11 protein-coding genes are annotated in these 13,800 nt (G+C 70.9%); 5 read left to right on the top strand and 6 right to left on the bottom strand.

What is annotated here, in order from left to right:
- Positions 1-5: 5 nt before the first annotated feature.
- The gene (gene ppc, locus ACYVAK_RS13515; RefSeq protein WP_461061835.1) at positions 6-2,759 is read right to left on the bottom strand and encodes a phosphoenolpyruvate carboxylase; all 2,754 of its coding nucleotides are present in this window, start codon (positions 2,757-2,759) and stop codon (positions 6-8) included.
- 201 nt (positions 2,760-2,960) lie between these two features.
- On the opposite strand from ppc, the gene ACYVAK_RS13510 reads away from it, so the two are divergent.
- Entirely contained in the window at positions 2,961-5,090 is a 2,130-nt protein-coding gene (locus ACYVAK_RS13510; RefSeq protein WP_461062154.1) for a M3 family metallopeptidase, read from the top strand.
- A 66-nt stretch (positions 5,091-5,156) separates the two neighbouring features.
- Here ACYVAK_RS13510 and ACYVAK_RS13505 read toward each other — a convergent pair whose 3' ends face one another.
- The 4 genes from ACYVAK_RS13505 to yihA all read right to left on the bottom strand — a co-directional run bounded on the left by ACYVAK_RS13505 (position 5,157) and on the right by yihA (position 8,373).
- On the bottom strand, positions 5,157-5,501 hold the full coding sequence (locus tag ACYVAK_RS13505) for a hypothetical protein (protein WP_461061833.1): 345 nt from the start codon (positions 5,499-5,501) through the stop codon (positions 5,157-5,159).
- A gap of 95 nt (positions 5,502-5,596) precedes the next feature.
- Entirely contained in the window at positions 5,597-6,274 is a 678-nt protein-coding gene (locus ACYVAK_RS13500; RefSeq protein WP_461061831.1) for a UPF0149 family protein, read from the bottom strand.
- A 65-nt stretch (positions 6,275-6,339) separates the two neighbouring features.
- Positions 6,340-7,704 carry a glutamate--cysteine ligase gene (locus tag ACYVAK_RS13495; RefSeq protein ID WP_461061829.1) on the bottom strand — a complete coding sequence of 455 codons (1,365 nt, stop codon included), beginning with the start codon at positions 7,702-7,704 and terminating at the stop codon, positions 6,340-6,342.
- 66 nt (positions 7,705-7,770) lie between these two features.
- Positions 7,771-8,373, bottom strand: a complete 603-nt coding sequence (gene yihA / locus ACYVAK_RS13490; protein ID WP_461061827.1) for a ribosome biogenesis GTP-binding protein YihA/YsxC — start codon at positions 8,371-8,373, stop codon at positions 7,771-7,773.
- A gap of 201 nt (positions 8,374-8,574) precedes the next feature.
- Between yihA and ACYVAK_RS13485 the strand changes: the two genes are divergently transcribed.
- The 3 genes from ACYVAK_RS13485 to ACYVAK_RS13475 all read left to right on the top strand — a co-directional run bounded on the left by ACYVAK_RS13485 (position 8,575) and on the right by ACYVAK_RS13475 (position 10,938).
- On the top strand, positions 8,575-9,402 hold the full coding sequence (locus ACYVAK_RS13485) for a c-type cytochrome (protein ID WP_461061825.1): 828 nt from the start codon (positions 8,575-8,577) through the stop codon (positions 9,400-9,402).
- A 92-nt stretch (positions 9,403-9,494) separates the two neighbouring features.
- Positions 9,495-10,187: a thiol:disulfide interchange protein DsbA/DsbL gene (locus ACYVAK_RS13480; RefSeq protein ID WP_461061823.1), complete on the top strand. Its 693-nt coding sequence runs from the start codon at positions 9,495-9,497 to the stop codon at positions 10,185-10,187.
- A 16-nt stretch (positions 10,188-10,203) separates the two neighbouring features.
- Positions 10,204-10,938 (top strand): endonuclease/exonuclease/phosphatase family protein, encoded by a 735-nt coding sequence (locus ACYVAK_RS13475; RefSeq protein ID WP_461062152.1) that lies wholly within the window; start codon positions 10,204-10,206, stop codon positions 10,936-10,938.
- Positions 10,939-10,950: 12 nt separating this feature from the next.
- Here ACYVAK_RS13475 and ACYVAK_RS13470 read toward each other — a convergent pair whose 3' ends face one another.
- Positions 10,951-11,790, bottom strand: coding sequence for a sulfite exporter TauE/SafE family protein (locus ACYVAK_RS13470; protein ID WP_461061821.1), 840 nt, complete (start codon positions 11,788-11,790; stop codon positions 10,951-10,953).
- Positions 11,791-11,819: 29 nt separating this feature from the next.
- On the opposite strand from ACYVAK_RS13470, the gene ACYVAK_RS13465 reads away from it, so the two are divergent.
- A complete protein-coding gene (locus ACYVAK_RS13465) occupies positions 11,820-13,799 on the top strand; it encodes a lytic transglycosylase domain-containing protein (protein ID WP_461061819.1) in 1,980 nt (659 codons plus the stop codon).
- The last annotated feature ends 1 nt before the right edge of the window (position 13,800 follow it).

Below are 13,800 nucleotides of genomic sequence, written 5' to 3'. Positions count from 1 at the left end.
AGGGCTCAGCCCGTATTCTGCACCCCGGCGGCGATGCCGTTCACCGTGGCGGCCAAGGCGCGGAACCGGGCGTCGTCCGGGCGGCCCGCGGCGCGCCAATCGCGCAGCAGTTCGACCTGCAGCAGGCTGATGGGGTCGACGTAGGGATTCCGCAGGCGGATCGAGCGCGCCAGCCGGGCGTCGCCGGCCAGCAAGGCGGCGCCTCGCAGCATCTCGACGCCCTGCACCGTGCGTTCGAACTCGGCGCCGATGTCGGCGAAGTAGCGCGCGTGGCGCTCGCCGGCGAGCTGCGAGTAGGCTTCGAAGATGCCCAGCTCGGTCTTGGCGAGGATCATCTCGAGGTCGTCGAGCACGGTGTCGAAGAAGGGCCAGTCGCGGGCCATTTCCACAAGCGCGGCGTCGCCGAAGCGCTCGCGTGCCGACTGCAGGGCACTGCCCACGCCATACCAAGCCGTGAGGTTGCTGCGGTTCTGGCTCCAGCCGAACACCCAGGGGATGGCGCGCAGGCCATCGAGCCCCGCGCCGCGCTTGCTCGGCCGCGAGCCGATGTTGAGCCGCTCGATCACATCGATCGGGGTCGCCTCGCGGAAGTAGTCGACGAAATCGGCGCGCTCGTAGACGAGTTCTCGGTAGGCGTTGCGCGACACGTCGGCGAGGTGGTCGGCGATCTCGCGCCATGCGGCCTCGCGCGGCTCCGGCGCCCGCGGCGCCAGCGTGGCGCGCAGCACGGCGGCGGTCGCCTGCTCGAGGTTGCGCAGGGCCAGCGCGCGCAACCCGTACTTGCGATGGATCACCTCGCCCTGCTCGGTGAGGCGCAGCACGCCGCCGACGGAACCACGCGGGCCGGCGATGACGGCGCGCTCGGTGCGCGTGCCACCGCGCGAGACGGAGCCGCCGCGGCCGTGGAAGAAGCGCAGCTTCACGCCGAACTCGGCCGCCACGTCGCCCAGGCGCACCTGCGCCCGCTGCAATGCCCAACGCGCGGCCATCAGGCCGCCGTCCTTGGCGCTGTCGCTGTAGCCGAGCATCACCCACTGCAAGTCGCCGCGCGCCTTCAGGTGGGCGCGCCAGCGCGGGTCGGCGAGCAGGTCGCGGAGGGTGTCCGGCGCGGCCGCGAGGTCGTCCACGGTCTCGAACAGCGGCGCCACGTCGAGCGGCACGCGGCCGAGCGCGTCCACCAGCCCGGACCAGCGCGCCAGCGCGAGCACGGCCAGCGCGTCCTCGGCGCTTCGGCTCATGCTGACGATGTACAGGCCGAAGGCACTGGCGCCGTAGCGCGACCGGCCCTCGATGACCGCGCGGAACACCTGGCGCATGCGCAGCGCGGCCGGCGCGTCCTTCGGCAGGGCGCGGGCGGGCAGCGCCTGGCCGGGCTCGACCACCGGCAACGCTTCGTCAAGCGCGGCGTGCAGGCGATCGACGCGGACAGCGCGGTCGCGTTCGACGAAGGACGGCTCGCCCAGCCATTCGCCGATGGCCTGCCGGTGCACGTCGGCATGCTGGCGGAGATCCAGCGCCGCGAGGTGGAAGCCGAAGGCCGCCACGCGACGGCGCACGCGGCGCAGCGCGAACACCCCGGCGTGTTCGCCGCGGCTGCCGAGCAGGCTGTCCTCGACCAGGGCGAGGTCGGCGTCGAGCGAGGCGGCATCCGGGTAGCCCGTCAACCGGTCCTCGCGCGTCGCCGTCAGGCGCGCCTGCACGAGGCCGAGGAACGCGCGGTAGGGCGTGTCCTCGTACTGCAGGGCCTGCGGCCAGCGCGCCGCGTATTCCTCCAGCTTGGCCTCGAAGCCGGCGCTGAAGGCCACGCGGGTGCGCGACTGCGTCAGCATCGCCTTCAGGTGCTCGATGTCGCCGATGTAGGCCGCCAGCACGCGCTGGCGCTGCTGGTGCTGGGTGGTGGCGATGGTCTCGGCGCCCACCGCCGGGTTGCCGTCCATGTCGCCGCCCACCCAGGTGGCGAAGCGCAGCAGGGCGGGCAATTCCGGCACCTGGCCGTACACGGATTCGAAGGCGACCTCGAAGGCCTCGAAGAACACCGGGAGCACGCGGTAGAGCGGATCGCCGAGGTAGTAGCCCACCTGCGCCGACTCGTCGGCCACCGTGGGCTTGTGCGGCGCCGCGCTCTCGGTCTGCCAGCCGGCGGTGAGCGCGGTGCGGATCACCTCGCGGTCGGCGCGGGCCTCGGCCGGCGTCCGCGTGCCATCGATGTCGGCGATGAGGGCCTGGGCGATCACGGCCTCCTTGTCGAGCAGGGCGCGGCGCACGGCCTCGGTCGGGTGCGCCGTGAGCACCGGCTCGATGCGCAGCGCCGGCAGCAAGGCCAGCACCTCGTCCATGCCGATGCCCTCGTCCTTCAGGCGCTGCAGCGCGTCCTGCAGCCCGCCGGGCTGGGCGCCGCCCCCGTGGCGCTGGTAGTCGCGGCGGCGGCGGATGCGGTGCACGCGCTCGGCGAGGTTCACGGCCGAGAAGTACAGGGCGAACGCGCGCACAAGGTCGGCGTGCTGCTCCGGCGGCAATGCCCCGAGCTGGGCCTGCAGGTCGGCCAGCGGCGCACCGTCCTCGCGACGGCGGATGGCCGCCCGGCGCACGCACTCGACCCGCTCAAGGAAGCCTTCCCCCCCCTGGTCGGCGAGGATCTCGCCCACCAGGCTGCCCAAGCGACCCACGTCCTCGCGCAAGCGCGCGTCGGTGGCGGGGAAATCGATATCGCGGAGACGGGCCGCCGCAGGGGTGGGGAGGGGGGAACCAGGAGTGTCCATGCCTTGAATCTACCGCGTGAAGGCCGCGCGTGGCGGCGTGAATACGTGTGCAGCGGCCCCGGCGACATCGCGACGCGGAATGACGTCAGGCATGACCATCGGGCTACGGGCCACGAACGCCTTGACGGTATCCTCACAACCCCTCTCCGCTGCACCGAGCCCGTACCCGTGAAGACCCGTCTTGCCCCGAGCCGACTCGCCATGATCGTCGCCGCCGCACTCGCCGCCACCGCCTGCAACAAGCCCACGGAGGCGCCAGCCGCCGACACGGCGCCGGCCGAGGCCGCCGCCGTCAACACCGGCAACCCGTTCTTCCAGCCCAGCGCCCTGCAGGACCAGGCCCCGGACTTCACGCAGATCAAGGACGAGCACTTCGCTCCGGCCTTCGAGGAGGGCATGAAGCAGCACGCGGCCGAGATCCGGGCCATCGCCGACAACGCGGAGCCGGCCACTTTCGAGAACACCATCGTCGCGATGGAGAAGAGCGGCGCCACCCTGATGCGCGTGGCCAGCGTGTTCTTCAGCCTGGCGTCCTCGAACACCAACGAGACGATCCAGGCCGTGCAGTCCGACATGGCGCCGAAGCTGGCCGCGCACGAGGACGGCATCTACCTCGACCCGGCGCTGTTCGCCCGCGTGAAGTCGCTGTACGACGCCCGCGACACGCTCGGCCTCGACGCCGAGTCGGCCCGCCTGCTGGAGCGCAGCTACCAGGCCTTCGTGCGCGCCGGTGCGCAGCTCGATGACGCCGGCAAGGCCCGCCTGCGCGAGATCAACGGCCGCGAGAGCAGCCTGACCACCGAGTTCAGCAACAAGCTGCTGGCCGCCACCAACGCGAATGCGGTCGTGGTCGACAGCGTCGACCAGCTGAAGGGCTTCTCGGAAGGCGACGTCGCCGCCGCCGCCGAAGCGGCGAAGGCGCGCAAGCTCGAGGGCAAGTGGGTCATCACCCTGCAGAACACCACCCGCCAGCCGGCCCTCGTGAGCCTGCAGGACCGCGCCCTGCGCGAGCGCGTCTGGCGCGCCTCGGCCGAGCGCGGCGCGCAGGCCGACGTCGACACCCGTCCGATCGTCCTCGAACTGGCGAAGCTGCGCGCCGAGAAGGCCGCGCTGCTCGGCTACCCGACCTGGGCGGCCTACGTGCTGGACGACCAGATGGCGAAGACGCCGGACGCGGCCTACAAGATCCTGACCGACCTCGTGCCGAAGGTCGTCGCCAACGCCCAGGCCGAGGAAGCCGACATCGCCAAGCTGATGGCCGCCGACGGCATCGACGGCGCCGTCCAGCCCTGGGACTGGGAGTACTACGCCGAGAAGGTCCGCGCCGAGCGCTACGCCCTCGACAACGCGCAGGTGAAGCCCTACTTCGAGCTCGACCGCGTGTTCAACGACGGCATGGTGTTCGCGATGGGCCAGCTGTTCGGCATCACGCTGAAGGCGCGCCCGGACCTGCCGGTCTACCACCCCGACGTGAAGGCCTACGAGGTCTTCGACGCCGACGGCACCTCGGTGGGGCTGTTCTACGCCGACTACTACGCCCGCGAGAGCAAGCGCGGCGGCGCCTGGATGAGCGCGTTCGTCTCCCAGAGCGAACTGCTGAACCAGAAGCCGGTGGTGGTGAACGTCATGAACATCGCCAAGCCGGCCGACGGCCAGCCGACCCTGCTGTCCTTCGACGAGGTCAGCACCCTGTTCCACGAGTTCGGCCACGCCCTGCACGGCTTGTTCTCGAAGGCGAAGTACCCGAGCCTGTCCGGCACGGCCGTCTCGCGTGACTTCGTTGAATTCCCCTCGCAGTTCCAGGAAGACTGGGCGCTCGACCCGAAGGTGCTGGCCAACTACGCCAAGCACTACGAGACCGGCGAGCCGATCCCGGCCGAGCTGATGGAGAAGGTGCTGGCCGCGCGCGGCTTCAACCAGGGCTTCGACTCGCTCGAGTACATCGCCTCGGCCCTGCTCGACCTCGACTGGCACACGCTGACCGCCGACCAGGTCCCGACCGACGTCGAGGCCTTCGAGAAGGCCGCGCTGGAGCGCCACGGTGTGGCGATGAACGCCATCCCGCCGCGCTACAAGAGCACCTACTTCGCCCACACCTTCGCGGGCGGCTACTCGGCCGGCTACTACGCCTACCTGTGGGCCGAAGTGCTGGCCGCCGATGCCTTCGCCGTGATGGGCGAGCGCGGCGGCCTCACGCGCGAGAACGGCGATGCGTTCCGCAAGGAGATCCTGTCGGTGGGCAACACGCGCGACACGATGGAAAGCTACCGCGCCTACGCCGGGCGTGATCCGCAGGTCGACGGCCTGCTGAAGCGTCGCGGGCTGCAGTAAGCCGCAACGCTCCCGCTGCAGACACGAAGGCCCGCGCATGCGGGCCTTCGTGCTTCCGGGCCTCGCTCAGGCCGCGGCGAGGACACCATGGTGGTCGCAATGCCCCCCATGCGGATGGTGCAAGTGACCGTCGACAAGGTAGTCGACATGGTCGCCATGCGGCACGGCCTCATGGCCGCAGCCGGGGCCATGCACATGGTCGGCGGCATGCCCGCTGCAGGCATGGCCTCCGGTGCAGGCCGCGGGGTTCTGCGCATCGATGCCGATCGCATGCTCATCGACGTGGTCGCCGTGCACATGGTGCAGGTGGCCGTCGTGCAGGTAGTCCACGTGGCCGTCGTGCTTGACCGCCGTGTGGCCGCAGCCCGGGCCGTGGACGTGGGGATGGTTCGCGTGGGTGGTGCAGGCCATGGCCGTCGCTCCTTGGGGATTCCCGGGCCACGCTAGCGACGAAACGCCGCGGACAAAATCACAGCGATGGGATGTTATTTCCTAACGGCACGGCCTCAGCCCTTGCCGTGGCAGGCCTTGTACTTCTTCCCCGAACCGCAGGCGCAAGGGTCGTTGCGCCCCGGGGTCGCATCCCTGCGGACGGGCTGCTTCGGCGTCTTGCGCTCAAGCCCGCCCGCATAGAGGTCGTGCAGCACGGCCGGCAGCTGGCCGACGATCGCCAGGCGGCCCTCGTGACCCGGCTCTTCAATTTCCTCGCCACCGGACAGCGACTGGATCAGGTCGAGGGCTTCCGTGACCCACTCGTCCTTCGCTTCCCACTCGCCCCACTCGAACTCGTGGAAACCCACCGCCTCGAGGAAACCGTCGGCCCATTCGGCGCCGACCGGGATGTCGTCCGCCGGCGGCGCTTCGCCATCCTCGGGCACCCAGATGAAGGGCATGTCCTGGTCGGTGAAGTCCTCCTCGCCCAGCTTCACGCGGCGCTCGACGGCGGCCTTCAGGTGCAGGATGGGGGCGTAGTGCTCGTCGCGGTCGCGCGCGCCTTCCCACCGCGGCTCCTTGCCCCACACGCGCGGCATCCAGTCGGCCTGCGCGATCGGTTCGGGCGACACCGCCACGCCGGACAGGAAGCCGTCCAGCTGCTCGAGGCTCATGCCGCCGAAGGGGATGGCGCGCTTCTCCAGCATTTGCGCCAGGGATTCGGCATCGGCATCGGTGAACACGTTCGACATGGCGGCAGGGCAATACGGCGACGGGGCGACAGTATGCGCCACCGCCCCTCGAACGCGCCGCCCGCTCAGTACGCGAACTCCTTGAAGAGCGGATCGACGCTGCCCTGCCACTCGCCATGGAACAGTTCCAACTTCCGCTCCGCCGCGGTCTGGTTGGCCAGCGCCATCTCGATCAGCGGCTCGAGGTACACCGCTTCGCTCGCGCCGCTGCGGTTCAGTCGCGCGCGGCGCTTCAGCCCGGCCTCGCTGATCCTCAGCGATTCCAACGCCAGCTCGCGCATCGTTGCCGAGCGGAAGGGTAGCTTGAAGCCGTGGCGCGGCACGCCGTCGCGCAATGCGTGGCGCTCCTCCAGCGTGAAATCCTTCACCAGGTCCCAGGCGGCCTCGAGCGCCGCGGCGTCGTACAGCAGGCCGACCCAGTAGGCGGAGAGCGCGCAGATGCGGTTCCACGGGCCGCCGTCGGCGCCGCGCATCTCCAGGTACTTCTTCAACCGCACCTCGGGGAAGGCGGTGGTGAGGTGGTCGCTGAAATCGCGCATCGTCGGCCGCTCGCCGGGCAGCACGTCGAGCCGGCCGTCCATGAAGGCGCGGAAGCTCTTGCCCGAGGCGTCGATGTAGGTGCCGTCGCGGTAGACGAAGTACATCGGCACGTCGAGCAGGTAGTCGACGTAGCGCTCGAAGGAAAAGCCGTCCTCGAACACGAAATCGAGCAGGCCGGTGCGGTCCGGGTCGGTGTCGGTCCAGACGTTGCTGCGGAAGCTCATGAAACCGTTCGGCTTGCCTTCCGTGAACGGCGAATCGGCGAACAACGCCGTGGCCACCGGCTGCAGCGCCAGCGAGACGCGGAACTTCTTCACCATGTCCGCCTCGCTCGAGAAATCGAGGTTGGTCTGGATGGTGCAGGTGCGCGTCATCATGTCGAGGCCGAGCGAACCGACCTTCGGCATGTACTCGCGCATGATCCTGTAGCGGCCCTTGGGCATCCACGGCATGTCCTCGCGACGCCACTTGGGCTGGAAGCCCATGCCAAGAAAGCCAAGCCGCAGCGGATCGGCCGCGGCCTTCACCTCGTAGAGGTGCTGGGCCGTCTCGCGGCAGGTGTCGTGGATGGTCTCGAGCGGCGCGCCGGAGAGTTCCAGCTGCCCGGCCGGCTCCAGCGTCACCGAGGCCTTGTCCTGCACCAGGGCGATCAGGTGGCCGTTCTCCTCCACCCGCTGCCAGCCGAACCTGGCGATGCCCTCGAGAACCGCGCGGATGCCGCGCTCGCCCTCGTAGGGGATCGGCTTCAGGTCCTCGTGGCGGAAGCCGAACTTCTCGTGCTCGGTGCCGATGCGCCATTCCGGGGACGGCTTGCTGCCCGAGGCGAGGTACTCGATGAGCTGCGCACGGCCCTCGATCGGCGTGGTCTTCTCGGCGCTGGGTCCGGACATTCGCGAAACCTTGGATGGGCGTTCGATGACGATGGGGGCAGGGCGTGAAGACCGCAAGGCGGCCCCTCACTCGGCCTTCGCGAGCCCCAGCCAGCCGCTCACGACCGCCCGCGCCTCCTCGACGCCCAGCTTGTCGGGCGACGAGAACAGTTGCGCCGAGGCCACGCCCCCCAGTTCCTTGCGCACCTTGGCCAGCGTCTGCGACTGCGCGCCGCGAGAGAGTTTGTCGGCCTTCGTGAGCAGCACATGGCAATGCAGGTTGCGGCGGAAGGCGAAATCCACCATCTGGCGGTCGTAATCCTTGAGCGGGTGACGGCTGTCCATGACCACCACGAGGCCTGCCAGCGACCGCCGGCTCTGGAAATAGCCCTCGATGAAGGCCTTCCAATGCTCGCGCAGGTGGAGGGGCACCTCGGCGTAGCCATACCCGGGCAGGTCGACCAGATAGCGCTCCGGCCGCACTTGGAAGTACACGAGCTGCTGGGTGCGTCCCGGCGTCTTCGAGGTGCGGGCCAGGCCGTTGCGCTGGCAGATCGCGTTCAGGGCGCTGGACTTCCCGGCGTTCGATCGCCCAGCGAACGCCACCTCGGCGCCGGTGTCGGCCGGCAACTGCTCGGGCAGGTGCGCCGCCTTGAGGTACTCGGCGGTCTGCAGGTGGTTCGTGGCCATCGGGGGTCCTTTCGCATCCGGGCGCAGAGTGTGGGGGTTCACGGGCCACCCCGGAAGCCCGCGTGGCGCCGGCCGGCGTCCGTGGCCCCCGGATCTTCGTTGACCCACCGCCGAGCCGGCTGGGATAATCCGACGTCCTGCCGCGGCCTCGCCGCCGCGGCCCAGTTCCGTCTCACTTGCCTTGAACACCGGAGTGTCCGCATGACGCTGAAGCGCATCCTTGCCGTTGGAGCCGCCGTGGGTACGGCGCTCGCCCTGGCCGGCGTCGCGATCGCCCAGTCGACCGAAGTCCCGGCGGCCGCACCCGCCGCGGCGGAAGCGCCGGCGGCCGATGTCACGCCCACCGCGGAAGCCCCTGTCGCGGTCGCCACCGAGCTGCCGGCCGACGGTCCTGCCATGCCGGGCGACGCCACGGCCGGCGAGGCCAAGGCTGCGTCCTGCGCGGCTTGCCATGGCGCCGACGGCAATGCCGCGGACCCTCAGTACCCGAACCTGGCCGGCCAGCACGAGCACTACATCGCCCGCCAGCTGGCGCTCTTCAAGAGTGGCGAACGTGACAACGCCATCATGCTGGGCTTCGCGGCCACGTTGTCCTCGCAGGACATGCGCGACATCGGCGCCTACTTCGCCAAGCAGACGCCGCGTCCGGGCGTCGCTGACGAGTCGCTCATCGCGGAAGGCCCGAACGCCGGCCGCAAGTTCTACGAGGTCGGCCAGAGGCTTTACCGCTCCGGCGATGCCGCCCGTGGCATCCCGTCCTGCGCCGCCTGCCATGGCCCGGCCGGCGCCGGCGTCCCCGGCCCGAGCTGGCCTGCGCTGCACGCGCAGCACGCGCAGTACACCGCGCTGCAGCTCCGCGCTTTCCGCGACGGGATGGTCTGGGGCAAGGACGGCAACGCGAACGCCATCATGGCGGCCGTGGCCCGCAACCTGACCGACGAAGAGATCGACTCGCTGGCCAGCTACCTGCAGGGCCTGCATGACGTCCGCGACGCCGCCCCGGCCGACGCGACGGCCGCCGCCCGCTGAACGGCGGCGGGAACTTTCCTCCCGCCCCGCGATCCGAACCTGCGAGCCGGCGGCCTACCGCCGGCTTTTCATTTCCGACCCGAGGATTCCCGATGCTCCGCTCGCTCGCCCTGCTTGCCGCCCTTGTCGTTCCCGGTCTCAGCGTCGCCCAGGCCGCAGGCGGCGCCCCGCGCCTCGGCATCGACTACGAAGTGATCTCGCCCGCGCAGCCGACCTTCGGCCCCCCCGGCAAGATCGAAGTGGCGGAGGTCTTCAGCTATCACTGCCCGGCCTGTGCCGACTTCAACCCGTACTTCGAGCGCTGGAAGGCGAATGCCCCCGCCGACGTCCGGGTCACCTACGTGCATGCGGCCTTCGGCGGCGCCATCGACAACCTCGCCCGCGGCTTCTATGCCGCCGAGACGCTGGGGGCCACCGAGCGCACGCATACGCCGTTCTTCCGTGCGTTCCACGTCGACCGCAAGATCACGACCGGCAGTCCTGAAGAAGTCGCCGACGTCTACGCCAGCCTCGGGCTCGACCGCAAGCAGGTGCTCGACACGATGAACAGCTTCGGCGTCACGTCGCGGGTCAACCGCTCGAAGCAGTTCGCCCAGCGCACCGGTGCGAACTCCACGCCCACCGTCATCGTCGCGGGCAAGTACCGCCTCAACGCGACCCGCGAGGGCGGATGGGAAGGCCTGCTGCGCACGATCGACTACCTCGTCGCCCGCGAGCGCGCCTCGGCGCCGGCCCGCCCGGCCGCCGCGCCTGCCGCCGCGCCGAAGCCCGCCCCGGCCCGCTGAGCCCACGACGCTGCGCCTGCTGAGCGCCAACATCCAGGCCGGCCACAGCACCCGCGCCTACCGCGACTACGTGGTGCGGGGCTGGGGCCACGTCCTGCCGAACGGCAAGCAGCGCAACCTCGACGCCTTGGCGGCGCTGGCGCGTCCGTTCGACATCGTCGGGCTGCAGGAGAGCGACCCCGGCAGCCTGCGCTCCGGGTTCACCAACCAGACCCAAGCCCTCGCCGAACGCGGGGGCTTTCCTTACTGGAGCCACCAACCGAATCGCCGCGTCGGCCGCATCGCCAGCAGCGCCAACGGACTCCTCGCGCGGCTCGCGCCCAAAGCCGTGTTCGACTACGCCCTCCCCGGCCGACTGGGCGGCCGCGGCGTGATGCTCGCCCGCTTCGGCGAAGGTCGGGCGGCGTGGGCACTGGCGGTCACGCACCTGTCGCTCGGGGTGCAGTCGCGACGGCAGCAGCTTGATTTCCTCGGCGAGCTGCTCGCCGACGAAGCACGTCTCGTGCTGATGGGCGACTTCAACTGCCCGGCCACTTCGCGCGAATTCGAGGGTCTTTACCGGCGCACCGCCCTGGTGCCCCCGCCGGAGCGGATCGCCACGTTCCCCAGCTGGGGGCCGACGCGTTCGCTCGACCACGTTTTCACGGCAGGATTCCGCGTCGCCGACTACGAAGCGATCCCCGCCGCGGGATCGGACCATCTGGCCGTGGCCGTCACGCTGGAACCGATCGCCAACGCGTCGCCGGACTAGGCCAAAGCGGGGTCATGGCCACAGGAGCGCCGCGCCCACCGCGGCCAACGCGATGGCGAACACCCGCGCCAACGCCACGCCGCTGAGGCGATGCGCCAGTCGCACGCCGTATGGCGCCGCGATCCAAGCGCCCACGCCGATGCCCAAGGCCGCCGGCACGTGCACGTGGCCGATCATCCCGAACGCGGTCGTCGCACCGGGGCCGGGTGCCGACGGGGAACCGGTCGACGGGGCGAGCGCGTAGGTCGCCGCACCGGCCAGCGCGATCACGATGCCGCAAGCCGACGACGTGCCCACGGCGCGCACGGTTTCCACCCCGCGCGACACCAGCAGCGGCACCGTCAGGCTTCCACCGCCAATACCCACGACCGCGGAGACGGCGCCGATGATGCCGCCGGCCGCGCCCAACCAGGGGCCGCGGGGCACGGGCGCCACCAGCGCGGGCGCCGTCGCGGAAGGCGTTACCCGCTGCGGCCACGCCATGCGCATCGCCATCAGCAGGCAGAACACGCCGACCAGCATGGCAAGGGTTGCGCCATCGACGCCCACCGCCCAGACGCCGCCAGCCACGCCGCCGAGCGCGAGGCCGGGCGTGAGCCAAGCCACTGTCGGCCACATCACGCTGCCGCGCTTCCGATGGGCATTGGTGGAGGCGCCGGCCGTGACGATGATCGAGGCCAGGGACGTGGCCAAGGCGACATGCATCACGCTCGATCCGGGGACACCGAACAAGGGCATCAACGCGGCCAACGCCGCCACCAGAACAATGCCGCCGCCGATGCCGAGCAGGCCGGCGAGCACGCCGGCCACCACGCCGAGCAGGGGAAACGCGAGCCAGGTGAACTCAGGCATCACGCAGGGGCTCCGTTACACTGCCGGGCATGCGAAACCTCTTCATTTCCTTCGCCGTCATCGGCGGCATTGTCGCGGCAAGCGCGGCGCAGGGCGAGTCACCCACCGTACGGCGCGCCGAGGTGCGCGCCGCGTTCGAGGCCGCCGACCGCGGGCAGCTCACGCGCGCAGACGTCGCTCGCCTGCAATCGCATCCGCTTTCCGGCTGGCTGGACGTGCTTGTGCTCGAGCGCGACCTGCCCGGCATCAGCAGTGAAAGACTCGAGGGCCTGCTCCAGGACCTCGGCCCCCAGCCCGCGGCCACACGGCTTCGCCACGCATGGCTTCGCCGCGCCGCCGCCGACGGGCGCTGGGCCGATTTCCTCTTGCATGACCGGCCGGGCGGTGACGTCACCCTGCAGTGCTACTCGCTGCAGGCGAAACTCGCCACCAATGCCGTCGATGCGACCTGGATCCAGGCCGCCACCGGACTGTGGCTCAGCGCCGATTCGCAACCCGGCGCCTGCGATCCGGTGTTCACCGCCCTCGCCCAGCGGGGCGAGCTTACGCCCGCCCTGCGCTGGCAACGCATCGAGCTCGCCGCACGCGCCGGCAACACCGGGTTGATGCGCGCCGCGGCGCGCAACCTGCCCGAGACCGAACTGGGCCTGATCCGCGACTACGCCGCGTTCATCGACGCCCCACACGCCCGCGCCGCGCAGTGGCCGAAAGACGCCCGAAGCCGCGCGATGGCGGAGATCGGCCTGACGCGCCTCGCGCGCCGCGATCCGGGGGCCGCCGAGCGCTCCCTCGCATCGCACGCGGCGCTGCTTCCCGAGAACAGCCGGGAGCACGGCGCGGTGCGCGCGGCGATCGCGCTCTGGACCGCCGCGAACTACGGCGCGGAAGCGGCACGCCGGCTCGCCGCCGTGCCGGATGCCGCCTTCGACGAGGCCCTGCATGGCTGGGCCGTGCGCGAAGCGCTCGCGCGTGGTGACCGTGTCGCGGCACTGAAAGCCATCGAGCGCATGCCGGCGGCGCTACGGGGTACCGCGCAATGGCAGTACTTCGAGGCACGCCTGCGCGAAGACCTCGGGGATCCCGCGGCGGCCCGGCCGCTTTTCGCCGCAGCCGCCAGGAGTCCGACCTTCCACGGCTTCCTCGCCGCCGATCGCGCCGGCACGCCCTACGCACTCTGCCCGCGCGACCCGTCCAACGACGCACGCATCGGCCGCGACGTCGAACGCAACGCGGCCTTGGTGCGTGCGATCGAGCTGTTCCGCATCAAGCGCCCGGCGCTGGCCGCGTTGGAGTGGCAGGCGGCGGTATCCGGCATGGACGACACTCGGCGCGTGCTGGCCGTGCAGAAGGCGATGCGGGCCCGCTGGTACGATCGCGCCCTGTTCGGCATGCCGGCGAACCCGCAGGCGCTGCAGTACTACTCGCTGCGCTTCCCGCTCCACCACGAGGCGCTGATCCGCCGCGAGGCGCGGAAGCACGGCCTCGAGCCCTCGCTGGTCGCCGCGCTCACCCGCGCCGAGAGCGCCTTCATGCCGGAAGCGCGCTCGCCGGCGAATGCGCGGGGCCTGATGCAGCTGCTGCCGTCCACGGCCGAGGGCGTGTCACGCCGTCTCGGCCTGCCGTACCACGGCGCGGACAGCCTGTTCCGCCCGGAAGTGAACGTACCGCTGGGCACGGCCTATCTCGCCCAGCGCATCGGCGACAACGGCGGCCTCGCCTACCGCGCGATCGCCGCCTACAACGCCGGGCAGGGCGCGGTGCAGCGCTGGATGACGGCGAGGCCCTCGCTTCCGGCCGACTACTGGATCGAGACGATCCCGTTCCGGGAGACCCGCGAGTACGTGCCGAGAGTACTGGCCTTCAGCGTCATCTACGACTGGCGGCTCGACGGGCGGACACGTTCGCTGACCGATCGCCTGGAAGGGCGCGACGACCACCATCCACGGCAGTTCGCCTGCGCCACCCCGCACGACGCTGCCGTGTCCTCGGCCGCGCCCACCGCCCGCTGAA

Source organism: Silanimonas algicola, from assembly GCF_054777375.1.
Note: the sequence above shows the minus strand (reverse complement) of the source record. Positions and strands in the feature narration are given on the sequence as shown.